Consider the following 22,850-nt stretch of genomic DNA (forward strand, 5'->3'; position numbering starts at 1 on the left):
CCAACGCACAATCAGCTTGAAGTATGACGGATATATTCAGATTAATTCTGTTATCTTCTATGCCAGCCTCAGCGCTGGCATTTTTTATTGCTCTCCGCACAAAAAACCACACCGGGCAGGCTCAAGAATAACCATAAAACAGGGTCGATGGATGACTGTAATACGACGATTAGATCAACACTTTCAGCAGCAGTTGGAAAAAGGGATTACGCCTTCATCGCCAAAAGGGTTAACCCGTTTTTTGATTGAATTTTTCTATTTCGGTGTCAAAGAAGCCCGCGCCTGTCTCTTCGTTGGTCTGTTCTTTCTTGCCGTGTTTAGCGTGCCGAAAGCTGGCTGGTTTTCTATCCCGCGCTATGATTTGTTGCTGATATTCGCCATTGTGATTCAGGGATGGATGGTTGCCAGCAAATTAGAAACCTGGGATGAGTTAAAAGCCATTACGCTGTTTCACCTCGTGGGTTTCGCGCTTGAGGTGTTTAAAACCTCATCGGGTATTCGTTCCTGGTCCTACCCTGATTTCGCCTACACCAAGGTACTGGGTGTGCCGCTGTTTGCCGGATTCATGTACGCCTCTGTCGGTAGCTATATCATTCAGTCCTGGCGTCTATTCGATCTTAAAATTCGCCATCACCCGCCCTACTGGCTGGCAACGCTGGTCGCGCTGCTCATTTATGCCAATTTCTTCACCCACCACTACATCGGCGACTACCGCTGGTACATTGCTGCACTGGCCGTTGGGCTCTATGCGCGCACCACCGTCATTTTCACGCCTTACGATCGAGAACGACGAATGCCGCTGTCATTGGCCTTTATTCTGATCGGCTTTTTCATCTGGCTGGCTGAAAACATCAGTACGTTTTTCAGTATCTGGAGCTACCCAGAACAGCTCGGAGCCTGGTCGATGGTTCACGTAGGGAAATGGAGTTCGTGGGCTTTGCTGGTAATCATGACGTTCACCATCGTGATTTACCTGAAGGACATCAAGAAGAGTATTCATGTTCCCGAGTGATGACCCGCAGTTCATCACTCGGAAAAAATAGACGCCGCTGCGGGGAAAAGCAGCGGCGAGATAGGAGCGGTATTATTTCTGTGAATCAGCGTCTGATGAAGTGACAACGTTGCTGTCGTTTTCATCATGAGCATTTTCATCATGAACGTTTTTATCATTAACAGCAGGTGTTGCAGCGGCTTCGACTGCCTCGTTCAGCTTACGTGAAATCGGCTTGCCATATTCCTGATCGCTATGGCGCGTCAGCCACAGCGACAGGGCTTTCAGCGAATCTGGCGTAAACTCATCGCAGCGTGCGGTGATCTCTTGCGGCGTCAGCCAACTGACCTCATCGACCTCTTCTTCCTGTAGCGCAAACGGCCCGTGGGTGACGCAGCTAAACAGCCCGCCCCACACCCGGCAATTCTCGCCTTCGTAATAGAACAAGCCGTGTTCTGCAAACGGCACGCCCGCAATGCCAAGCTCCTCTTCCGCTTCACGACGTGCGGATTCCAGCATTTGCTCACCGCTTTGCACTACGCCGCCAGCGGTCGCATCCAGCCAGCCTGGATAGAAATCTTTGATTTTCGTCCGGCGCTGCACCAGAATTTTACCCATTCCATCATGCACAACAATGTAAGTAGCACGATGACGAAGACTCTGCGCACGCATCTGCTGACGACTTGACTGAGCAATTACCTCGTTGTTTTCATTGACGATATCAACCCACTCTGTGCCTGCTGCCTGACTTTGTTCCGCCATCCTCTGAAACCCTTTAGTATTGGCACGTTGCTACGCGCGTCTGTTTTAAATGATCGAACTTTGCTGTGAATCTTCCCTGCTGCCTTGCCGTTATTCAAGGTCAAAAACAGGGTATACGCTAAATTAGTGCCTAATCGCGACCTGTGCAATAGGTTCGCCGCCGTGTAACGGCAGAACCCGCAGCTCGCCTTGTTCAAGTAAACCGTAGCTCGCGGGGTATCCCCCTTTCGGCAAGCTCACTGAACCGGGATTGAAAAAATAATATTCACCGCGTTGCTCAGCAACCGGGATATGGGTGTGACCATATACCAATACATCCCCCGCGTGTAGCGGCGGCATATTCTCTGGATGATAAAGATGACCGTGCGTCAGGAAAAGGCGATTCTGCGGCAATAGCACATGTTGCCAGGGTGCCGTTATCGGAAAGGTCAACAGCATCTGATCCACCTCGCTGTCGCAGTTCCCTCGCACGGCAATGATGCGTGATGCATAGGCGTTCAATCGGGCAGCCACTTCCGCAGGCTGATATTTTTCCGGCAGCGGATTGCGCGGGCCATGATTGAGAAAATCGCCCAGCAAGATAAGCCAGTCGGCATGACTCTGCTCAAAGATCTCCAGCACGCGATCCGTCGCGCTGAGAGAACCGTGTATATCGGACGCAAACATCAACTTCATCGTTATCTCCACAGCGTTTATATCAACCATGCTACACCTACAACACCCGCATCCTTTATCGGACGTAGTCTACCAAAGTTGGCACCGTGCTTCCGGTAAAGATCGCTCAACGGCGTGCGTCATCGCTTATTTTTCACGCGCAGAAGTGGTAGGGTAAGAGCCCGTTCCTCAATTCGCTATTCTGACAGCGCGTCGCTCTCTGAAGCGATCAACTGCCATACAGTCCATGATGTTTTTCTGAATTAAAACGGAGACTTGATTCATGATTGACCTGTATTACGCACCAACCCCTAACGGGCACAAGATCACCCTGTTTCTGGAAGAAGCTAATCTCCCCTACCAGCTCCACCGCGTGAATATCAGCAAAGGCGAGCAGTTCCGGCCGGAGTTTCTGGCTATCTCGCCTAATAATAAAATTCCCGCAATTGTCGATACGCAACCCGCGGAAGGTGACACGCCGATTAGCCTGTTTGAGTCCGGCGCTATCCTGCTCTATCTGGCGGAAAAACACAGCGTGTTGCTGAACACCTCATTACGTGAGCGTACAGCCACACTGCAATGGCTGTTCTGGCAGGTTGCTGGTTTCGGACCGATGCTGGGGCAGAACCATCATTTTAACCACTATGCGCCTCAGCCAGTGCCTTACGCCATTGAACGCTATCAACAGGAGACGCAGCGCCTGTACCGCGTGCTGGATAAACATCTGCAAGACAGCCCTTGGCTAGCGGGAGAACATTACAGCATCGCCGATATCGCGACCTACCCGTGGGTGGTTTCTTATGCTCGCCAGCGCGTCGACCTTGATGACTACCCAGCGGTGAAGGCATGGTATACGCGTATCAGTGAGCGTCCGGCAACGCAACGGGCTTACCAGCTCGCCGAGCAATAAAATTCTGGCATCATCTCATTCGGCCTTTGGGTATCTTCTGCTATGGTAATCAACATATTGTCGTTAACGATACCCCCTGACACTGCGGTTTAGTCGCAGTAACAGAAGCAACCGAGGGCCGAGCAATGCCACATCACTATTCTGACGCCATTATTCGTATAAAAAATCTGCGGCTGCGCACCTTCATCGGTATCAAAGATGAAGAAATCACGAATAAGCAGGATGTGATCATCAACGTTGTGATTCACTACCCAGCAGAACAGGCACGCAACAGCGAGAATATCGCTGATGCGCTGAACTACCGCACCATCACCAAAAGCATTATTCGCCACGTGGAAGATAACCGCTTCGCTTTGCTGGAAAAATTAACGCAGGATGTGCTCAACATCGCCAGCGATCACGAATGGATCACCTATGCTGAAGTAGAAGTCGATAAACCGTTTGCCCTGCGATACGCCGATTCGGTTTCCATGACCCTGCGTTATCACAAGGCATAAATAATATACTCTAAATAATTCGAGTTTCAGGAAGGCGGCAAGGGAAGGAGTCCCGATGAGCTTACTCAAGTAAGTGATTCGGGTGAGTGAGCGAAGCCAACGCACATGAAACTTGAAGTATGACGAGTATAAAGGGAGGGGGGAGATGCAACTACTTATAACCGGCGGAACCGGCCTTATTGGTCGCCATCTTATCCAACAATTACAGCTGCTTTCCCATCACATTACGGTACTGACACGCGATCCGGAGCGCGCTCGAGGCGTTCTCGGCAATCAGGTGGAATATTGGTCCACGTTGAGTAATATCACCTCACTGAACGGCTTTGACGGCGTTATCAATCTGGCGGGTGAACCTATCGCCGACAAACGGTGGACGCCACAGCAAAAGCAGCGTCTGGCAAAGAGCCGCTGGAATATCACCGAGCAGCTTGCCACGCTGATAAAAGCCAGCAGTGAACCGCCAGCGGTTTTTATCTCGGGTTCCGCTGTCGGATATTATGGCGATCAGGGGGAAGCGCTGGTCACGGAAGATGAATCCCCGGTCGATGAATTCACCCATCATCTGTGCGCCCGCTGGGAAGCGCTGGCACAGTCCGCCGAAAGCGATAAAACCCGCGTCTGCCTGCTGCGCACTGGCGTTGTTCTTTCAGCACAAGGGGGTGCGCTGGCAAAAATGCTGCCAATTTTCCGCCTCGGGCTTGGCGGACCGATGGGTTCCGGCAAGCAATATATGCCGTGGATTCATATTGATGACATGGTGAACGGCATTATTTATCTGCTGAACCAGCCGATACTGAGCGGCCCCTTCAATATGGTTTCGCCCTACCCGGTTCACAATGAACAATTTTCCGCTACGCTGGCACACGTATTGGATCGTCCCGGCTTTCTACGCGCTCCTGCTTTTGCGATCAAACTACTGATGGGAGAAGCTTCGATACTGGTACTGGGCGGACAGCGCGCCATTCCGCAGCGGTTAGAGGCCGCAGGCTTTAATTTCCGCTTCCTTGAGCTGGAAGAAGCCTTACAGGACGTCATCAAGAAACCGAGCTGATAACTATCCATTTCAGGTTGCTGGTAGCCTTTTCGCAGAACGGGAACGATGATAATGGGATAGAAGAGTAAAGCGTCCGCGCCAAGGATGGCGCGGCTCGAGCGTACAGGGATGTATTAACAGCGTCTTTACGATCTACCCATTATCATCGCTCAACGCACATCACTATCCCCAAAACCTACTTCAATGCACCTGACAAAAACTGCTGCAAACGTGCACTTTTCGGGCTCCCGAACAGTTGATCCGGAGGGCCCTCTTCCTCGATCACCCCCTGATGCAGGAAGATAACGTGGCTGGAAACATGACGGGCAAACTCCATTTCATGCGTCACCACCACCATCGTTTTCCCTTCCTCCGCAAGCTGCTGCATGATGCGCAACACCTCGCCGACCAGTTCGGGATCGAGCGCTGACGTAGGTTCATCAAACAACAAGACTTCCGGCTCCATCGCCAGCGCCCGTGCAATGGAAACACGCTGCTGTTGACCACCGGAGAGATCAGACGGATATTTCTGTTGGGCAGCATCCGTGATCCCGACCTTGTTCAGGTAGAACACCGCCCGCTCACGCGCTTCCGCTTTACTGAGTCCTAACACCTGAACCGGCGCTTCCATCACGTTTTCCAACGCCGTCATGAAGCTCCACAGGTTAAAGTGCTGAAACACCATCGTCAGACGCGTCCGCAGCATCTGAAGCTGCTTTTTATCAAAAACTTTCAGCTGCCCGTCAGTATCACGCACCATGCGAATTTCCTGATCGCTGACGTAAATCGCCCCTTCACAGGGTTTTTCCAGAAAATTAATACAGCGCAGTAAGGTGCTTTTTCCCGAACCGGACGATCCAATAATTGAAATAACGTCACCCGCTTTCGCCTGTAATGAGATCCCTTTCAGTACCTCATGCTGGCCATAGCGTTTACGCAGTTCCGTCACCATCAGTTTGTTATTCGACATGCTCTTTTTCCTGCGTTTAATGAGATGAACGGGTATAAAGATGACGTAACCAGCGCCGTTCCGCCCTTCTGAACAGCCCGATTAACACAAACGAAATCGCCAGATAGATAACCGCCGCGATGCCAAATGCATAAAACGGCTGGTAGGTTGCCGCGTTGATATCACGGGCAATCTTCAGAATATCCGGCACCGTTACGGTAAAGGCCAACGCCGTTGAATGCAGCATCAGAATCACTTCATTGCTGTAAGCAGGCAGCGCAATACGCAGTGCACTTGGCAAAATAATGCAGCGATACTGCTTAAAGCGGGAGAAGCCGTAGGCTCTGGCCGCTTCAATTTCCCCATGAGGTACTGAGCGGATTGCCCCCGCAAAAATCTCTGTCGTGTATGCGCAGGTATTCAGCGCCAGCGCCAAAATGGCGCAATTTAGCCCGCTGCGAAAAAAGGCATTCAGCATGTCGGTGCCGCGCACAATCTCCAGGCTATAAACGCCAGAATAGAACACCAGAAGCTGCACGTAGAGCGGTGTGCCGCGGAACACATAGGTGAATAGCCAAACCGGAAGGCTGAACCGGCGTCGCGGTGACACGCGAGCAATCGCCAGCGGCAGCGCCATCAGCCCACCGATAACCACCGAGGAAATGAGCAGCCAGAGCGTCATCGCCAGCCCGGTCAGACGGTAACCATCGCTCCACAATAGCGGCTGCCAATATTGTTGCAGGATCTCACTCATAGTTTACTTTTTTGACTCCCTGCGAATAGTGCCTTTCCAGCCACCACAACACGCCGTTAGAAACGGTGGTAAAAATCAGGTACATCGCCCCAGCAACCAGCGCAAAATAAAACGGTTCGTGTGTGCCCTTACCGGCCAGTTGCGTCGCCTTAATGACATCGTTCAGGCCAAGCAGTGACACCAGCGCCGTCGCTTTCAGGATCACCTGCCAGTTGTTGCCGATGCCCGGCAGCGCGAAACGCATCATGGAAGGAAACAGAATACGGCGGAACACCTTCATCGGAGAGAAGCCGAACGCGACGGCAGCTTCGATTTGCCCGCGCGGCACGGCAAGATAGGCTCCACGAAAGGTTTCCGTGAAATACGCGCCGTAAATAAAGCCCAGTGTAATAATCCCGGCAGTCAACGGATCGATGTCAATCTGATCCAGACCGATCGATTCCGTCACGCCGTTTAAGACTATTTGCAGACCATAGAAAATCAGCAGCATCAGCACCAGATCGGGAATGCCGCGAATCAGCGTGGTATAGCAGGAAAAACACCCCGCCAGCAGACGGTTGGAAGACAACTTCGCCGATGCGCCAATCAGGCCAATAGCCAGCGCCAGCAGTAACGAACTTGCTGCCAGCTCCAGCGTCATGATGGCACCATCCAGAATTAGCTGGGAATAGCCATAGAGCATCAATGATATCCGTTGAAATAGCGGTTAATGGCACGCTGCGTCATCAGTCAGGAACACGACACGGGAGGAACGATCCCGTGCCGCATGCCCTACGATCCCGCTACACATGTGATAAAGAAATGAGCGTCACCTTGGCGACATTAGCCGCCGTAGACGTCAAAATCGAAGTATTTTTTCGCGAAGGTATCGTAAGTACCGTCTTTACGCATTTCTTCAAAAGCTTTATCCAGCGCGGCTTTCAGCTCGGTATCCGCTTTGCGCAAGCCCATACCCGTACCCACACCGAAGAATTTGTCATCTTTTACCGCCGGGCCGGCAAACTCATAGTCTTTACCTGCGTCCAACTTCAGGAAACCTTCACTTGCTGCAACTTCATCCTGAAAGGCTGCATCAATACGACCTGCGGCCAGATCGGCATAAATCAGATCCTGATTTTGGTAAGCGACAACGTCAACGCCTTTAGGCTGCCAGTTAGCATTAGCAAAGGCCTCCTGTGTTGATGCCTGCAATACGCCAACACGTTTGCCGCCCAGAGAAGCCAACGTAGGTTCAATGCTCGTCCCTTTCTTCGCAATCAGGCGTGAATTGGCCGCATACAGCTTCTCGGTGAAAGCAATTTCCTGCTGGCGTTTTTCGGTGATAGACAGAGAAGAGATGATGGCATCGATTTTTTTCGCTTTCAGGGACGGAATTAACGCATCAAAGTCACTTTCTACAAACGTGCAGTTAGTCTGAATACGCTTGCACAGCTCTTTCGCCAGATCGATATCAAACCCAACCAGTTCGCCGCTGGCGTTTTTGGATTCAAAGGGAGCATAGGTAGGATCGGTACCAATTTTAATATTCTTAGGAATCTCCGCCATCGCGCTACCCGCAGCCAGAATGAGTGCCAATGGCAAGACTTTGATCAGTTTCTTCATATTGCTACCCTTATCATGAGTGATTGATGTCATGTGTCGTCAATGTCGGAATTATTTAGAGTGAATCGCTTTAAAAATGAACGATGTGAGTGCTATTTGTTTTCTGCGCCGACTATTACCGTTTTTGTAGCAGTTTTCATGCCACAATGAACGTAGGGATGTCGTAAAAACCCCATGATCGAAATGCGCAGAAAATAAGGGTTAACCATTTGATTCTGCAATATTTTCAAAGGGAATTTTTTGGCGCGTAACAATAAGGATAGATAACATTGGCATGAATACAAAAACTCAATCGCACCATTTCGGTGCTTTTGCGCACAAAATTGGTGCAATGTGATAAAAAGGCACAAAAAAAGGGCAGTAAAAGTTTACCGCCCCGAGAGAAAAAAATAGCGTGTCTGGGTCTCTATCCTGCTACGACGCACCTTGCCAGCGGATAAAGAGATCTTTTGGCAGGTCGATGTCAAACTGGTCCAGAATACGATTCACCGTCTGATCGACAATATCCTGCACACTTTCTGGGCGATGATAAAACGCAGGCACCGGCGGCATGATTATCGCCCCCAGCTCAACGGCGGTGGTCATCAGCCGTAAATGCCCTAAATGCAGCGGCGTTTCACGCACTCCCAGCACCAGAGGACGACGCTCCTTCAACACCACATCAGCCGCGCGGGTCAATAGATTGTCGCTGTAGCTGTGCACAATGCCGGAAAGGGTTTTTATCGAACAGGGTAAAATCACCATCCCCGCCGTTTTAAACGACCCCGAAGAGACGCTGGCAGCAATATCACGCGTGTCATGTACCACATCGGCCAGCGCCTGCACGTCACGCAGGCTAAAATCCGTTTCTAACGCCAGCGTCTGCCGGGCGGCCTGACTCATGATCAGATGCGTTTCGATACCTTCCAGCGTCTGTAAAACCTGTAGCAGCCGGATGCCGTAAATGACGCCGCTGGCACCGGAAATTCCTACAATGAGTCGCTTCATTCATACTGCCTCTGGCTGGCCGCGTAAGCAGAAACGCGGAAAAATCATCTGCGCAAACTTTGCCGCATTGATTAGCGATAAGCAAGGATAAGCACCGAAACCCTGTTTTCTCTATGCAATTTTTCTCTATATACAAAATTTTTCTCTACATACAATAAGGGGGAAGACACTTTCGCGTCCTCCCCCTTCAACACAGCCTTAATATGCGACTAGCTGTTAACCTTCGTTGTGCAATTCCAGATCTTCAACTTCATTCTGGCTACGCAGCGCTTTGGCATCGTCATTGCGCAAGACTTCCAGATAATCCAGATAACCTTGATCGACGTCCTTCGTCACGTAAATCCCGTTGAACACCGAGCATTCAAACTGAGCGATATCCGGGTTATCTTCACGTGCAGCTTCAATCAGATCGTCGAGATCCTGGAATATCAGCTCATCGGCACCAATAATCTTACAGATTTCATCCACTTCACGACCGTGGGCAATCAGCTCATTGACGCTTGGCATATCGATGCCGTACACGTTAGGGAAGCGGATTTCCGGTGCCGCTGAGGCCAGATAAACACGCTTGGCTCCTGCTTCACGCGCCATCTCTACAATCTGCTCTGACGTTGTACCACGCACGATGGAGTCATCCACCAGCAGCACGTTCTTGTCACGGAACTCAGCACGGTTGGCGTTCAGCTTACGACGTACCGATTTCTTACGTGCTTGCTGCCCCGGCATGATAAACGTGCGGCCAACATAGCGGTTTTTCACAAATCCCTGACGATACGGCTTGTTGATGATGCGCGCGATTTCCAGCGCGATATCACAAGAGGTTTCAGGAATCGGGATCACGACATCAATATCGAGATCTTCCCACTGGCGCGCAATTTTCTCACCGAGCTTCTGGCCCATGCGAACGCGTGCGCTGTAGACCGAGATTTTATCAATGAAGGAATCCGGGCGAGCGAAATAGACATATTCGAACAGGCACGGATTGCTCTTTGGATTCTCTGCACACTGGCGGGTAAACAGCTGCCCTTTTTCCGTAATGTAGATCGCTTCTCCCGGCGCCACATCGCGTAAAAATTCAAAGCCCAGCGTATCCAGTGCGACACTTTCTGACGCCACCATATACTCGCTGCGGCCATCTTCCAGATCGCGCTTACCAATCACCAGAGGACGAATCCCATTAGGATCGCGGAAAGCGACCATACCGTGACCGATAATCATGCCAACACAGGCATAGGCACCGCGAATTTGCTGGTGCGTTGCGGCAACGGCCGCAAAAATATTATCGGCTTCCAGCGGATAGTGTTGGAAACGGTCCAGCTCTCTGGCGAAAATATTCAGCAGAATTTCAGAATCAGACGTGGTGTTAACGTGACGACGTTCCTGCTCGAACAGCTTTTTACGCAGTTCGTGGGCGTTAGTCAGGTTACCGTTGTGAGCCAGCGTGATACCGAACGGAGAGTTCACATAGAAAGGCTGTGCTTCCGAGGCGCTGGAACTGCCCGCGGTAGGATAACGCACATGACCAAGCCCCATGTTGCCCTGTAAGCGCTGCATGTGCCGCGCTTCAAACACATCTTTCACCAGGCCATTAGCCTTACGCAGGCGAAAACAATTAAAGGCATCGATGGTCACAATACCCGCAGCATCCTGCCCACGGTGTTGCAACACCGTTAACGCGTCATAAATCGACTGGTTGACCGGTGTAAAACCGGCGATACCGACAATACCGCACATGGTGTCTTTTCCTCATCAGCGCTACCGCAGCGGTAAATGCTGCGGCAAGAAACTTGACGTGCTTTGCAGGTAGTCAAAAAACCACCTGATAATATAACTGAACTGCGGGATTAACTGGGACTGCTTCCAGTCATCACTTTGTGAAAAACCGGTGAACGTATCCAGAAAGAATAGCAGTGCGGAAACGATCAGCACCCCGCGCAGCGCACCAAAACAGATGCCCAGAACGCGATCGGTGCCGGATAATCCGGTACGTTCAACCAGTGAACTAATCACATAGTTGACGATAGCTCCCACAATCAACGTTGCAATAAACAGAATGGCAATCGCAATGCCGTTACGCACCAGCTCATCATCAAAACGGGTGAAGTAGACCGCGAGGTAAGCGTAGTAATGGCTGGCAACAAAAAAAGCACATCCCCAGGTTACTAACGACAGCGCTTCGCGAACAAACCCCCGGATCAGGCTAACCAAAGCCGAAAATCCGATGATGCCAATAATGACGTAATCAACCCAAACCATGAACTATCCTAATAATGAACGATGCTACCGATAAGCCGCTACGTCATCCTGTTCGCGGCGCATTCTAACAGAAAAAGAAAACGTTTGCGTAGCGTATTTCCGCCGATTTCATCGATAGATAATCAGGCGAAAAAACCGACAATACGTCATGCCTGGTTCTATTAACTCTCGGCATCTCAAAACTCACAGCAGGCATCTTAAAACAGATGCGGGGCGGAGTATCACTGATGTGAACTTCATCCCCGCTGCCTGCTTTTGCTTATTTACGTGACCAACTGCGAGCCAGCCATCACGTCATCATCACGCTCGACGACCTTAACGAACGGAATGTGCTCGCACCTGCCCGCTTAGCCCGCTGAGCTGTTTCAGCTCGCCCAGTGAAGACTCTAGCTTCTGCTTCGACGCATCCGGCCCCACGTAAATGCGGGTGATTTCGCCTGAAACCGGCGTTGATGGCACGGTATACGCGCGGTAACCAGAAAGACGAAGCTTGGCGACAATCTCGTTCACCTTATCCGCGTTTTTCAGCGCACCAAGCTGCACAATGTAGGCCTGCCCGACAGGCGCTTGCTGCGTCGGCTGCGTTTCAGGCTTCACTTCCGGTTTGGGTTCCGGTTTAGGCTCTGGCTTCGGTTTCACTTCTGGCTTCACCTCAGGCTTTGGCTGAGGTTTCGGCGTCACTGGCGCTGGCGTCTGAACCGGCGGGCGCTCAACCACCACTGGCGGTGCCGTCATGGCTGGCGTATTCGTGCCAGAATGGGACGATGGCGGCGTCTGCGTCATGATTTCAGGTGCTGTAGATGATGCAGACGATCTCGCTTCAGCGGCTTCGGCTTCCGCGCTGTTTTGCATCGCCGCCTCCGCCCCTTCCGGCGGTTGACTCGGCAGCGACGGGTTCAGCGCAGGCAGCGCTTCCATCTCATTGCTGTCACCAGGTTTAGGGATCAGCGGAATCGACGCAAACTCGTCTTCGTAGTGCTTTTTCTTGCCGTCGAGTAGACCGGGTAAGACGATCACGCCCAGCGCGACCAGAATAACCGTACCGACCAGTCGATTCTGAAATTTACTCGCCATTCGCCTTCTCCTCATCCAGCGCTTCCATCACATGCGCTACCGTATGAAAAGATCCACACACAATGACGATATCCTGCTCCGTCGCCTCGGACATTGCTTGCTGCCAGGCAGTCACGACATCGGGGAACGATTGGCTGCGCGTCAGGTGCTCGGCAATTTGCTGCGCCGTGGCACCACGCGGCCCTTCCAGCGGAGCGCAATACCACGCATCCACCAACGGCGTTAAGTGAGCCAACGTACCGGCAATGTCTTTATCCGACAGCATGCCGACGACGGCCCGCACTTTTCCGGTTTTCGGCAACTCGGCCAAACGGTTTGCCAGATATGCCGCCGCGTGAGGATTGTGTGCAACATCAAGAATCAAACGCGGTGACGCCTGCACGGTCTGAAAACGGCCGGGTAATGCGGCGTGCTGCAAACCTTGTCGAATCGCCTCTTCACTCACGTTGAGTGAAGAATAGTGCAATGCAGCCAGTGCCGTAGCAGCATTGGCTAACGGGACGTTGGGTAACGGCAGCCGTGACAGCTCGCGCTGTTTATCCTGCCAGCTCCACGTCTCACGCTGTATTGAATACTCCCAGTCGCGACCACGACGGTGCAGCTGCGCGCCTTTCTCAGCGGCAACGTCGGCAATCGTTCCCGGCATATCCGGTTCACCAACAACGGCAGGCCTACCCTGTCGGAATATCCCGGCTTTCTCGCGGCCAATGCTTTCCCGATCGTTACCTAACCAATCAGTATGGTCGATAGCAATACTGGTTACCACGGATACATCCGCATCCACAATATTGGTGGCATCCAGACGCCCGCCTAGTCCTACTTCAAGAATGACGACATCCAGATTCGCCTGTTTAAAGAGTTGCAGCGCCGACAGCGTACCGAATTCAAAATAGGTGAGCGATACCGCCCCTCTCCCTGCCTCGATATCCGCAAACGCCTGCGTATGCAGCGCTTCAGGCAATTCTTTGCCCTGAATACGCACTCGCTCGGTATAGCGAACAAGATGGGGAGAACTGTACACGCCCACCCGCAGCCCGGCGGCTAACAGAATGGATTCCAGCGTACAGCAGGTGGTTCCCTTGCCGTTCGTCCCCGCGACGGTGAAAACCGTTGGGGCAGGCTGGAGCAGTTGGAGATGTTCAGCAACCTGCTTAACGCGCTCCAGGCCTAAATCAATGGCCTGAGCGTGCAGGTGCTCAAGATAATGAAGCCACGTGACCAAAGGTGACGTGGCTTGAGGTGTTTGAAGTGTATCCATGAGTCCCGTTCACTGGCTTACGGTTCATTGCGGGCAGAGCGTGCATTGCGCACTCGGTCGAGAACGACGTGGTCGAGTACCACACACCCTGCCCATCATGTCAATTATGCGTCATCCTGTGATGATTCAGACGGCGCATCGCTGCGGATTTCCACGTCATCGTTGCCCGGTCCTGGATGGTTCGTCAGTTTGGCAAGAATAGTGGCCAGCTTGTAGCGCATTTCCGGACGACGAACGATCATATCGATCGCCCCTTTCTCAATCAGGAATTCACTGCGCTGGAAGCCCGGCGGCAGTTTTTCACGCACGGTTTGTTCGATAACGCGTGGGCCGGCAAAACCGATCAGCGCTTTCGGCTCGGCAATGTTCAGGTCGCCCAGCATCGCCAAACTCGCGGAAACACCACCCATGGTTGGGTCGGTCAGCACAGAAATGTAAGGCAAGCCGCGATCGCGCATTTTTGCCAATGCCGCACTGGTTTTCGCCATTTGCATCAGCGACATCAGCGCTTCCTGCATACGCGCACCGCCACTGGCAGAGAAGCACACCAGCGGACAACCGTCTTCCAATGACTGCTCAACGGCACGCACAAAACGCGCACCCACAACAGACGCCATTGAACCGCCCATGAAAGAGAATTCGAAGGACGCGGCGACAATCGGCATGCCGTACAGCGTGCCTTTCATCACGACCAGCGCATCTTTCTCATCGGACTGTTTCTGTGCAGAAACCAGACGATCTTTATATTTTTTGGAGTCCCGGAATTTCAGGACATCCTTCGGTTCCAGTTCGCTTCCCAACTCAACAGTGTTTTCTTTATCCAGAAAAGCCTGTAGACGGGCGCGCGCGGAAAGGCGCATATGGTGATCGCACTTCGGGCAGACACCCAGATTGCGCTCCAACTCAGCACGATAAAGAACCTGACCGCAGCTATCACATTTTGTCCAGACCCCTTCAGGGATGTTCGCTTTACGGGTCGGTGTAATATTGCTTTTGTTAAGAATTCGTTCAATCCAGCTCATTGATAACCTTTCTGCTTGAACCTGGCAAATGCCAGTCCGCTGTTCATGTTATTCCCTGACAACATTGCCAATGAAAAAATGCCTGAGACGCACGACAATCGCGGTACAAAGGCATCGGCACCAAGGGTGTTCCCAAGAACAGACCATAAATGCTGCCCATTAAACCATAACGTTCCGGTACTGTGGATAAAAAACTGGTCAAACCGGATGTTAAAATACTTCACTTATTTCACATTGCCGCGCGAGGCCGCTCTACGATGACGGGCAATCTCAATAATGCCCGGCAGGATAGAGAGGAAAATAATCGCAACAATCAGTAATTTCAGATTTTCCTGCACCACCGGCAAATCACCAAACAGGTAGCCCGCATAGGTGAATGACAACACCCACAGCAGCGCACCAATGACATTATAGGCCGCAAAATGCCGATAGCTCATGTGCCCCATCCCAGCGACAAACGGCGCAAATGTTCTCACAATCGGGACAAAGCGCGCCAGAATTATCGTCTTGCCACCGTGACGCGCGTAAAACGCATGCGTTTTATCCAGATAGCTGCGGCGAAAAATCTTTGAGTTCGGGTTGCTAAACAGCTTCTCACCGAACAGTCGTCCAATCATGTAGTTCACTGCATCGCCCGTAATCGCGGCCACGATCATCAGGAACACCATTGTGTGCACATTCAGATCGTTCGACGGCAACGCCGCCAGCGCCCCTGCGACAAACAGCAGCGAATCCCCCGGCAGAAACGGCGTCACCACCAGCCCGGTCTCACAGAACAGAATCAGGAACAAAATGGCATAAACCCAGACACCATATTGCGCCACCAGTTCCGCCAGATGAACGTCAATGTGCAGAATAAAATCAATAATAAACTGTATAAATTCCATCACAACTTCTTCTCCCAAAATGTCTATCGAACGCACGCGGTCGATATACGCAAGGCAGCCGCACTAGCCGTGTTGCCTTGCGTATAGCACGCTGAATAGCCTCGTCCTTAATACGCATCGCACCCTGCCTTTTGGCCTACGACCATCTGGCAGCGTGCAACAGGTAAAAAGCGCACTCGTTATAATCAAAAACGTCAATCTGCTAAAAAGAGCGGCCCCATCGTAGGCTGCGGCAAAGCAAAACGCGCGGGATAATCTACCTTCACCAAATACAGCCCTTCGGCTCGGGCTGTTGCGCCAGCCAGCGTACGATCTTTGGCCGCCAGCAGCTCGGCAATCCACGATTCTGGACGATTGCCACAGCCGACTTCCATCAGGCTGCCAACGATATTACGCACCATATGATGCACGAACGCATTGGCCTTAATATCTACCACGATATAGTCACCGTGACGTGTAACCTTTAAATGATTTACATAGCGCCACGGTGTGCGCGACTGGCACTGCACTGCACGAAAAGAGGTGAAATCATTCTCCCCCAACAGGCATTGCCCGGCTCGCTCCATGCGTTCCACGTCTAACGGGTGATAAAAGTGCGTCATACCGCGCGAAAGCACCGCAGGACGATAGCGGTGATTGTAGATGACATAACGGTAGCGGCGTGCCGTAGCGCTGAAGCGCGCATGGAAATCCTCATCCACCGTTTTCACCCAGCGCACCGCGATATCCGGCGGTAAATTTGCATTCACGCCCATCGTCCAGGCGGCGTCTTTTCGGATCGCGTGTGTGGTGAAATGCACGACCTGGCCGGTGCCGTGAACGCCAGCATCGGTTCGCCCGGCGCAAAACACCTCTATCGGCTCATCCGCCACTTTGCTCAGCGCCTTTTCAAGACAGGCCTGCACGCTAGCAACGTCAGACTGGCGCTGCCAGCCATAATAGAGGCTACCGTCGTACTCAATACCTAGCGCGATTTTCAGCGGGGCGCGTTCGTTTTCCGCAGCGGCATCGGCCTGAGTAGCCTCCGCCTGAGTGGTTTCCGACATTACCCGAGATACTCCTGCACCAGACACTCTGCCGTTTCCACCGCCATCAGCGCGCCGCCAAAGCGAGCGTTATCGGCGACCGACCAGAATTGCAGTAGCTCAGGAATGCCGTAATCATTACGCAGACAACCGACGCTCAATTGCCCATTACCGGACGCATCACCCACCTGCGTCGGGTAATCCTGCTCGTCACTTACCTCAATATTTCCCGCATTGAGCAGCTCATCGCGCGCTTCTTCCGCAGACAGCGGACGCAGCGATTCAAGATGAACAACCTGCGCGTGACCATAGAACACAGGGGACTGAATGCAGGTCACTGAAATCGGCAATCCGTCGTCCTGTAAGACTTTACGCACCTGATCGACCAAACCGCGCTCTTCGCGCACGCTGCCCGCATCATCCGGCAGTAAAGGCAACAGATTGAATGCCAGCTGTTTCGGGAAAAGCCCGGCCTCAGGCGGAACACCATTCAGCAGACGGGCACTTTGCCCCGCCAGATCGTCTATCGCCGCTTTACCGAGTGCGGAAACGGACAGCATATTGACGACATGCAGGCGCGAGAGCCCAGCCGCATCGGTCAACGGCTTAATCGCCGTCAGCAGTTGGCTGGTCAGGCTGTCGGCCACCGCGACAATATTGCGGTTACGGTAATCTGCCAGCGTATGCGTATTCACGCCGGGCACCACCAGCGGGACATCCGGCTCCAGCGCAAACAGACCGCTGCTGTCGATAACCAGACAGCCTGCGTCCCCCGCCTCTTCCGCATAGCGGGCGCTGACATCCTGACCGGCGACAAAAAACGCCAGCTGCGCCTGTGACCAGTCAAAATCCGCCACATCGGTGACCAGGCAAGATTTGCCGTTAAAACGTATGGTTTCACCCGCGCTACGTTCACTGGCCAGCGGATAGAATTCACCCACCGGGAATTCGCGTTCCTGCAATAATTCCAGTAACGCCGTGCCTACTGCGCCCGTTGCGCCCAGCAGAGCAATATTCCAGCCGTCAGACATTTGGTTCTCTCCCAAATTTTGAATGAAACACAAATCATGAATGGAACCGACAGACGATAGCGACACCGTCTGTCAGTTCATGAATAAAAAAGTGATGCTCGCGCGAAACGCCGTTAGCGTGCGTCCCGCACTGACGCCGTGAATCCCAGCGCGTTCAGGCAATCTGCGCTGTCAGCATCGGCGCAGATAACATGGAGTGACGACCATTCGCGTCTTTCCTGATAATGTTTGCGCAGACGATCGAACTCGCCTTCCTGATGCGCAACGTGGCGCAACAGTGCATCGTCCCGGCGCACATCATACACCAGATGCACCAGACGTTTTAGCAACGCCTCATCCAGCGGCACGGTCAATGTGACTTCGGCATACTCTGGTGCAGGCAAAAGCGACGAAAGCGCAACCTGCTGCGGAGTTCCGATAAACTCGCTCCACGCCTCAAACACCTGCGTGGTACCGCGCGCTTTCCCTTCCAGCGTATAGCCAGCGATATGCGCCGTGCCAATGTCTACTCGCGCCAGCAGATCGGTCGATAACGCAGGTTCTGGCTCCCAGACGTCAAGAATGACGCTGAGCTTTTTACCCTGTTGCAGCGCCTCAAGCAGTGCAGCATTGTCCACCACCGGGCCACGGCAGGCGTTAATCAGAATACGTCCGTCCGCAAAGGCGTTCAGTACGGCGGCATCAACCAGATGATGAGTACGATACGGGCCGTCGAGATACAGCGGCGTATGCAGCGTCAGAATGTCAGCATCACGCACCAGCGTTTCGAGCGGCAGGAAATCGCCTGCTTCACCGCGATCGGCACGCGGCGGATCGCACAGCAACGTATTAACGCCCCAGGCTTTCAGACGTGCATCTAAGCGTCTACCAACATTGCCCACGCCGACAATCCCGACGGTTTTATCACGCAGTTGGAAGCCATCACGCTCGGCCAGCATCAGCAAAGAAGAAAAGACGTACTCCACTACCGCAATGGCATTGCAACCGGGGGCAGCAGAAAACGCGATCCCGTTGGCGTTAAGCCAGGTGTCATCGACATGGTCGGTGCCTGCTGTCGCGCTGCCGACAAATTTTACCGCCGAACCAGACAGCAGATCCGCGTTCACCTTCGTGACCGAGCGCACCATCAACGCATCCGCGTCGGCCAGCAGCTCGCGCGGCAAAGGACGTCCCGGCACGGCCTGAACCTCACCCAGACGGCTAAATAGCTCGCGGGCATACGGCATATTCTCATCAACCAGAATCTTCATTGTCTTCTCCGACATCGGTAGCCAGCCAAAAAAAGCGGGGAGATATTTTGCCACCGAATGGTGCAGAAACCCAAGGCAATTACGACGCGATATCTTTCCGTTATCGGTTCTCACCGATGAGGATCATACTAGATGGTCGTCATAGAAAGCCGACGCCATACAAGGTTGATCGTCGTCACATGGCTCTGTTATGTTGTTTGCCATTGCCGCACTTGCCCCATTTTTATCGACCAGACTGGTAATTGGTGCGTTTTTCGTCTGGTCTGTTATGAGAAAACCAACGTTGAACGCCCTCTTTCCCACCATTGCCGTCCTGATTTGGTCAATTAACGTCATCGTCAACAAGCTCTCCGCAAGCGTTATTGACCCAGCCGCTATCTCGTTTTATCGCTGGTTGCTGGCGTTCCTCGTCATGACGCCGTTCATGCTGCCAACACTTCGTCAGCACGCAGCGGCCATTCGTCAACACGCCTGGAAACTGCTCGTGCTGGGTCTGCTTGGCATGGTGCTGTATCAAAGTCTGGCCTATTACGCGGCGCACTCGATCAGCGCCGTGATGATGGGGATCATGGGGTCACTTGTACCGCTACTGACCGTCCTGCTCAGCATTCCGCTGCTGCGCCTGGCTCCCACGCTGGGCGTCGTGCTTGGTAGCCTGCTGTCGCTGGTCGGGATTGTCTGGCTGATCGGTGAGGGTCATCCCGAACAGATTCTGGCACAGGGAATCGGCCCCGGCGAACTCATGATGTTTTGCGCGTCGCTGTCCTATGCGCTCTATGGCGTGCTGACCAAACGCTGGAGCATCCCGTTGCCCAATTGGGTGTCGCTCTATGTGCAAATTGCCTTTGGCGTAGTCGTGCTGATTCCAAATTTCCTGCTGACGGACAATGTGCAACTCAATGCCGACAATCTGCCGCTGGTGATTTTCGCTGGCATCATGGCCTCAATCCTTGCACCTTTTCTGTGGATTCAGGGGGTTATGCGCCTCGGAGCCAGCAAAGCCTCCATCTTTATGAACCTGACACCGATCTTTACGGCGATGATCGCAATTGGCTTTTTGCACGAGCCGTTACATCATTATCATCTGGTTGGCGGGGGCATCACGTTACTCGGCGTGATCCTCGCACAGCGCTTGCGCATCCCACTAGGGCGTCGTTCATAAGCCACCCCATAAGATTCGTGCCGTTTTAAGCGACGTCTGACTATCGGCCGTCACGGGAGATTGCTATGATTCATCTCAATCATGACGGCAGTGAGGATAACCGATATGCAACCTGTAAGCGGCCCAGGTGCCCCGCTGCCCGGCGAACGTTCGGTGACGCCGACCACCACATCGTCAACCTCTACATCATCCGCTAACGCTGCGGGTTCCTCCGCCAACGGCGATCGACCGCTGACGCTGGCGCAGCGCACGACGCTGGAAAATCTGGTGCTGAGAGTTGCCGCACTGACAACGTCAAAGGCAGCGGAAGTCTGGACAACGGTAAAACAGGGATTAGGGCTGGCAGAAAATAATGAACTCATGTCCCGCCATTATCAGCCTGCCGAGCAGATACTCCAGACGCGTTTAACGCAGGCGCAAGATAGCGGTGGACGTCAGCAGCTGCTTCAGCGCCTGACAGATATGCTGTCTCAGGGAAATAACCGTCAGGCGGTCAGCAATTTCATCCAGCAACAGTTCGGTAGCACCACACTAAGCGCGCTGACTAAAACGCAGCTACAGCAGGTGGTTACGCTGCTGCAAAACGGGCAAATCCCGCAGTCAACGGCATCAGCCACAGCATCGCAAACCGCTCAGGCCGCCAACTCGCCCGATCGTCCGCTCTCTCCTTCGGAACAGCGCGGCTTGAATCAGTTAGTCACCCGATTGGCGACCATGACTGGGGAACAACCTGCAAGAGTGCTGAACAATCTGATGATGATGCAGAATCTTAGCCCGGGCGACGCCATCCCGTTAAAACATCTGCCGCTGATCACGCAGTTCCTGCAAGCACAGGTTGAGCTGCAACAAACACAAACGCTGCTGCGCGCTACCCCGCCAGCGCAGCAGGGAACACCGACCAATACAGGCGCGACTGGCGCAGCGTCAGAACCGCTGACAGCCAACACCACCAATACGACTAACGCGAATTCGTCATCCGCAGCGAATCTATCATCACAGCCGCTACCGACACAGAACGCGCTGCTTTCCCCGAATCTCGCCCCGTTACAGGCTTTGCTACAACAGCCCATGACCGCGCAGGAACAGCACTTATTGATGGATTACACGCAGAATCGCTTCAATATCGGATTACAAACGCCGCTGACGCCGATGCAGGTTAGCGATCTGCTGACGTTCCTGTTTACGCAGCGCATTCAGCGCTCACAGGAAACGGACTGGACAACCACGTCACAGCTGCTGCACCCGCTGTTTAACCCGCTAATTGCTTCGCTGCCGCTCAGTTGGCAATCCCTGTTCCATAAGCCAATGTTTTTGGTGATTGTCAGCACCTGCGTGGCGGCATTTCTGCTGTGGGTATTAATCTAGCGTCAATACCGCTCATGACCATCATCAGCCAAACCAGCGCCAACAAAAAACCCCGCGGCTTGCGCCAGCGGGGTTTTATTTATTTCAATGCTAATGTTTGAATGATAAACCGATTATTTATCGAGTTTTCTCATTACCAGCGTCGCATTCGTACCACCGAAGCCGAAGCTGTTAGACATCACCGTGGTCAGTTTACGTTCCGTCGGTTCAGTCACGATGTTCAGGCCAGCAGCCTGTTCGTCCAGATTTTCCACGTTGATGCTCGGTGCAACGAAACTGTGTTCCAGCATCAGCAGTGAGTAAATAGCTTCCTGAACGCCAGCCGCGCCCAGAGAGTGACCGGTCATCGCTTTCGTCGCGGAAATAGCTGGCGAGTTGTCGCCAAACACTTCACGAATCGCACCCAGTTCCTTCACATCGCCAACCGGCGTAGAAGTACCGTGAGAGTTCAGGTAATCGATCGGCGTATCCACACCGTTCATCGCCATCTTCATACAACGAACGGCACCTTCACCCGATGGGGCAACCATATCCGCGCCGTCAGACGTCGCGCCGTAGCCGACCACTTCCGCGTAGATGTGCGCGCCACGCGCCAGTGCGTGTTCCAGTTCTTCTACAACCACCATACCGCCACCGCCTGCAATGACGAAACCATCGCGGCCGGCGTCATAGGTACGGGACGCTTTTTCTGGTGTCTCATTGTATTTGGTCGACAGTGCGCCCATCGCGTCAAATTCACAGGCCAGTTCCCAGCACAGCTCTTCCGCGCCGCCAGCGAATACGATGTCCTGTTTGCCCATCTGAATTTGCTCAACCGCGTTGCCGATACAGTGTGCAGAGGTCGCACAGGCAGAGCTGATGGAGTAGTTCACGCCGTGAATTTTGAATGGCGTTGCCAGACACGCGGATACCGCAGAACCCATGGATTTGGTTACCACATAAGGGCCAACGGCTTTCAGGCCACGCGGGCTACGCATCGCATCAGCACCGAACACCTGATAGCGCGCAGAACCGCCGGAACCGGCAATCAGACCAACGCGTGGGTTATTCTGATAAACCTCATCAGACAGCCCGGAATCTTGAATCGCCTGCTCCATGGATAAGTAGGCATAAATCGATGCATCACTCATAAAACGCACAATTTTGCGATCGATGAGGCCAGTGGTGTCCAGTTTGACATTCCCCCAGACGTGACTACGCATGCCGGAATCTTTCAGCTCTTGAGAGAAAGTAATGCCAGAGCGGCCTTCCCGCAATGATGCCAGAACTTCCTGCTGGTTATTACCGATGCTTGATACGATCCCTAGGCCAGTAATCACTGCACGTTTCATTTAATACCTCTTCTTCCACTTATAGAGTTTGGGATTTCGCTTCGCACTTT

Annotated in this window: 23 protein-coding genes; 6 read left to right on the forward strand and 17 right to left on the reverse strand. The window is 53.0% G+C overall.

Features of this window, described 5'->3' with window-relative positions:
* The first annotated feature begins 151 nt into the window (after positions 1-151).
* Positions 152-1,012, forward strand: a complete 861-nt coding sequence (locus tag ACIPUG_RS05320; RefSeq protein WP_040043656.1) for a DUF817 domain-containing protein — start codon at positions 152-154, stop codon at positions 1,010-1,012.
* Positions 1,013-1,084: 72 nt separating this feature from the next.
* On the opposite strand, the gene yfcD is transcribed toward ACIPUG_RS05320, so the two are convergent.
* Positions 1,085-1,753 (reverse strand): NUDIX hydrolase YfcD, encoded by a 669-nt coding sequence (gene yfcD, locus ACIPUG_RS05325; protein ID WP_080758907.1) that lies wholly within the window; start codon positions 1,751-1,753, stop codon positions 1,085-1,087.
* A 123-nt stretch (positions 1,754-1,876) separates the two neighbouring features.
* A complete protein-coding gene (yfcE, locus tag ACIPUG_RS05330) occupies positions 1,877-2,428 on the reverse strand; it encodes a phosphodiesterase (RefSeq protein WP_039280217.1) in 552 nt (183 codons plus the stop codon).
* Positions 2,429-2,690: 262 nt separating this feature from the next.
* Between yfcE and yfcG the strand changes: the two genes are divergently transcribed.
* The 3 genes from yfcG to ACIPUG_RS05345 all read left to right on the forward strand — a co-directional run bounded on the left by yfcG (position 2,691) and on the right by ACIPUG_RS05345 (position 4,865).
* Positions 2,691-3,317: a GSH-dependent disulfide bond oxidoreductase gene (gene yfcG / locus ACIPUG_RS05335; protein WP_040043657.1), complete on the forward strand. Its 627-nt coding sequence runs from the start codon at positions 2,691-2,693 to the stop codon at positions 3,315-3,317.
* Positions 3,318-3,442: 125 nt separating this feature from the next.
* Entirely contained in the window at positions 3,443-3,814 is a 372-nt protein-coding gene (gene folX / locus ACIPUG_RS05340) for a dihydroneopterin triphosphate 2'-epimerase (protein WP_010278945.1), read from the forward strand.
* A 145-nt stretch (positions 3,815-3,959) separates the two neighbouring features.
* The gene (locus ACIPUG_RS05345) at positions 3,960-4,865 is read left to right on the forward strand and encodes a TIGR01777 family oxidoreductase (RefSeq protein WP_400337688.1); all 906 of its coding nucleotides are present in this window, start codon (positions 3,960-3,962) and stop codon (positions 4,863-4,865) included.
* 178 nt (positions 4,866-5,043) lie between these two features.
* On the opposite strand, the gene hisP is transcribed toward ACIPUG_RS05345, so the two are convergent.
* The 14 genes from hisP to pdxB all read right to left on the reverse strand — a co-directional run bounded on the left by hisP (position 5,044) and on the right by pdxB (position 18,942).
* Entirely contained in the window at positions 5,044-5,817 is a 774-nt protein-coding gene (gene hisP / locus ACIPUG_RS05350) for a histidine ABC transporter ATP-binding protein HisP (RefSeq protein ID WP_010278951.1), read from the reverse strand.
* Between the two features lie 16 nt (positions 5,818-5,833).
* Positions 5,834-6,550, reverse strand: coding sequence for an ABC transporter permease (locus ACIPUG_RS05355; protein ID WP_320742792.1), 717 nt, complete (start codon positions 6,548-6,550; stop codon positions 5,834-5,836).
* Positions 6,543-7,232, reverse strand: a complete 690-nt coding sequence (locus ACIPUG_RS05360; protein WP_010285036.1) for a histidine ABC transporter permease HisQ — start codon at positions 7,230-7,232, stop codon at positions 6,543-6,545. Before ACIPUG_RS05360 ends, ACIPUG_RS05355 begins: the two co-directional genes overlap by 8 nt.
* Positions 7,233-7,372: 140 nt before the next feature.
* Positions 7,373-8,152, reverse strand: a complete 780-nt coding sequence (locus ACIPUG_RS05365) for a lysine/arginine/ornithine ABC transporter substrate-binding protein (RefSeq protein WP_014916042.1) — start codon at positions 8,150-8,152, stop codon at positions 7,373-7,375.
* 414 nt (positions 8,153-8,566) lie between these two features.
* A complete protein-coding gene (locus ACIPUG_RS05370) occupies positions 8,567-9,139 on the reverse strand; it encodes a UbiX family flavin prenyltransferase (protein WP_010285043.1) in 573 nt (190 codons plus the stop codon).
* Positions 9,140-9,355: 216 nt separating this feature from the next.
* Positions 9,356-10,873 (reverse strand): amidophosphoribosyltransferase, encoded by a 1,518-nt coding sequence (purF, locus tag ACIPUG_RS05375; RefSeq protein ID WP_010285044.1) that lies wholly within the window; start codon positions 10,871-10,873, stop codon positions 9,356-9,358.
* A gap of 21 nt (positions 10,874-10,894) precedes the next feature.
* Complete coding sequence (cvpA, locus tag ACIPUG_RS05380) at positions 10,895-11,395, reverse strand: colicin V production protein (RefSeq protein ID WP_010298532.1); 501 nt, start codon at positions 11,393-11,395, stop codon at positions 10,895-10,897.
* 315 nt (positions 11,396-11,710) lie between these two features.
* Entirely contained in the window at positions 11,711-12,469 is a 759-nt protein-coding gene (gene dedD / locus ACIPUG_RS05385; protein WP_039520360.1) for a cell division protein DedD, read from the reverse strand.
* The gene (folC, locus tag ACIPUG_RS05390; RefSeq protein WP_039520363.1) at positions 12,459-13,727 is read right to left on the reverse strand and encodes a bifunctional tetrahydrofolate synthase/dihydrofolate synthase; all 1,269 of its coding nucleotides are present in this window, start codon (positions 13,725-13,727) and stop codon (positions 12,459-12,461) included. The genes dedD and folC overlap by 11 nt, the downstream gene beginning before the upstream one ends.
* Before the next feature lie 104 nt (positions 13,728-13,831).
* On the reverse strand, positions 13,832-14,749 hold the full coding sequence (accD, locus tag ACIPUG_RS05395; RefSeq protein WP_400337691.1) for an acetyl-CoA carboxylase, carboxyltransferase subunit beta: 918 nt from the start codon (positions 14,747-14,749) through the stop codon (positions 13,832-13,834).
* A gap of 224 nt (positions 14,750-14,973) precedes the next feature.
* Positions 14,974-15,636 carry a DedA family protein gene (locus tag ACIPUG_RS05400; RefSeq protein WP_320721516.1) on the reverse strand — a complete coding sequence of 221 codons (663 nt, stop codon included), beginning with the start codon at positions 15,634-15,636 and terminating at the stop codon, positions 14,974-14,976.
* A gap of 194 nt (positions 15,637-15,830) precedes the next feature.
* A complete protein-coding gene (truA, locus tag ACIPUG_RS05405) occupies positions 15,831-16,682 on the reverse strand; it encodes a tRNA pseudouridine(38-40) synthase TruA (RefSeq protein ID WP_039284846.1) in 852 nt (283 codons plus the stop codon).
* Complete coding sequence (locus tag ACIPUG_RS05410; protein WP_014916047.1) at positions 16,682-17,692, reverse strand: aspartate-semialdehyde dehydrogenase; 1,011 nt, start codon at positions 17,690-17,692, stop codon at positions 16,682-16,684. The genes truA and ACIPUG_RS05410 overlap by 1 nt, the downstream gene beginning before the upstream one ends.
* A 113-nt stretch (positions 17,693-17,805) precedes the next feature.
* Positions 17,806-18,942 carry a 4-phosphoerythronate dehydrogenase PdxB gene (gene pdxB, locus ACIPUG_RS05415; RefSeq protein WP_400337694.1) on the reverse strand — a complete coding sequence of 379 codons (1,137 nt, stop codon included), beginning with the start codon at positions 18,940-18,942 and terminating at the stop codon, positions 17,806-17,808.
* Positions 18,943-19,132: 190 nt separating this feature from the next.
* Between pdxB and ACIPUG_RS05420 the strand changes: the two genes are divergently transcribed.
* Both ACIPUG_RS05420 and flk read left to right on the forward strand, forming a co-directional pair.
* Entirely contained in the window at positions 19,133-20,104 is a 972-nt protein-coding gene (locus ACIPUG_RS05420) for a DMT family transporter (protein WP_400337697.1), read from the forward strand.
* Between the two features lie 105 nt (positions 20,105-20,209).
* The gene (gene flk / locus ACIPUG_RS05425; RefSeq protein WP_400337700.1) at positions 20,210-21,469 is read left to right on the forward strand and encodes a flagella biosynthesis regulator Flk; all 1,260 of its coding nucleotides are present in this window, start codon (positions 20,210-20,212) and stop codon (positions 21,467-21,469) included.
* Between the two features lie 113 nt (positions 21,470-21,582).
* Here flk and fabB read toward each other — a convergent pair whose 3' ends face one another.
* Positions 21,583-22,800: a beta-ketoacyl-ACP synthase I gene (fabB, locus tag ACIPUG_RS05430; protein WP_039280239.1), complete on the reverse strand. Its 1,218-nt coding sequence runs from the start codon at positions 22,798-22,800 to the stop codon at positions 21,583-21,585.
* Between the last annotated feature and the right edge of the window lie 50 nt (positions 22,801-22,850).

Source organism: Pectobacterium sp. CHL-2024 (assembly GCF_044751765.1).
Lineage (GTDB): Bacteria > Pseudomonadota > Gammaproteobacteria > Enterobacterales > Enterobacteriaceae > Pectobacterium > Pectobacterium brasiliense.

Bases quoted from the DNA above. Each gene is read 5' to 3' on its own strand.
- flk (WP_400337700.1), top strand. From the start codon at position 20,210: ATGCAACCTGTAAGCGGCCCAGGTGCCCCGCTGCCCGGCGAACGTTCG.
- yfcE (WP_039280217.1), bottom strand. From the start codon at position 2,428: ATGAAGTTGATGTTTGCGTCCGATATACACGGTTCTCTCAGCGCGACG.
- accD (WP_400337691.1), bottom strand. From the start codon at position 14,749: ATGAGCTGGATTGAACGAATTCTTAACAAAAGCAATATTACACCGACC.
- ACIPUG_RS05370 (WP_010285043.1), bottom strand. From the start codon at position 9,139: ATGAAGCGACTCATTGTAGGAATTTCCGGTGCCAGCGGCGTCATTTAC.
- yfcG (WP_040043657.1), top strand. From the start codon at position 2,691: ATGATTGACCTGTATTACGCACCAACCCCTAACGGGCACAAGATCACC.
- fabB (WP_039280239.1), bottom strand. From the start codon at position 22,800: ATGAAACGTGCAGTGATTACTGGCCTAGGGATCGTATCAAGCATCGGT.
- ACIPUG_RS05345 (WP_400337688.1), top strand. From the start codon at position 3,960: ATGCAACTACTTATAACCGGCGGAACCGGCCTTATTGGTCGCCATCTT.
- ACIPUG_RS05410 (WP_014916047.1), bottom strand. From the start codon at position 17,692: ATGTCTGACGGCTGGAATATTGCTCTGCTGGGCGCAACGGGCGCAGTA.
- yfcD (WP_080758907.1), bottom strand. From the start codon at position 1,753: ATGGCGGAACAAAGTCAGGCAGCAGGCACAGAGTGGGTTGATATCGTC.
- ACIPUG_RS05400 (WP_320721516.1), bottom strand. From the start codon at position 15,636: ATGGAATTTATACAGTTTATTATTGATTTTATTCTGCACATTGACGTT.
- folC (WP_039520363.1), bottom strand. From the start codon at position 13,727: ATGGATACACTTCAAACACCTCAAGCCACGTCACCTTTGGTCACGTGG.
- ACIPUG_RS05365 (WP_014916042.1), bottom strand. From the start codon at position 8,152: ATGAAGAAACTGATCAAAGTCTTGCCATTGGCACTCATTCTGGCTGCG.
- ACIPUG_RS05320 (WP_040043656.1), top strand. From the start codon at position 152: ATGACTGTAATACGACGATTAGATCAACACTTTCAGCAGCAGTTGGAA.
- pdxB (WP_400337694.1), bottom strand. From the start codon at position 18,942: ATGAAGATTCTGGTTGATGAGAATATGCCGTATGCCCGCGAGCTATTT.
- folX (WP_010278945.1), top strand. From the start codon at position 3,443: ATGCCACATCACTATTCTGACGCCATTATTCGTATAAAAAATCTGCGG.
- hisP (WP_010278951.1), bottom strand. From the start codon at position 5,817: ATGTCGAATAACAAACTGATGGTGACGGAACTGCGTAAACGCTATGGC.
- truA (WP_039284846.1), bottom strand. From the start codon at position 16,682: ATGTCGGAAACCACTCAGGCGGAGGCTACTCAGGCCGATGCCGCTGCG.
- ACIPUG_RS05355 (WP_320742792.1), bottom strand. From the start codon at position 6,550: ATGAGTGAGATCCTGCAACAATATTGGCAGCCGCTATTGTGGAGCGAT.
- dedD (WP_039520360.1), bottom strand. From the start codon at position 12,469: ATGGCGAGTAAATTTCAGAATCGACTGGTCGGTACGGTTATTCTGGTC.
- purF (WP_010285044.1), bottom strand. From the start codon at position 10,873: ATGTGCGGTATTGTCGGTATCGCCGGTTTTACACCGGTCAACCAGTCG.
- ACIPUG_RS05420 (WP_400337697.1), top strand. From the start codon at position 19,133: ATGTTGTTTGCCATTGCCGCACTTGCCCCATTTTTATCGACCAGACTG.
- cvpA (WP_010298532.1), bottom strand. From the start codon at position 11,395: ATGGTTTGGGTTGATTACGTCATTATTGGCATCATCGGATTTTCGGCT.
- ACIPUG_RS05360 (WP_010285036.1), bottom strand. From the start codon at position 7,232: ATGCTCTATGGCTATTCCCAGCTAATTCTGGATGGTGCCATCATGACG.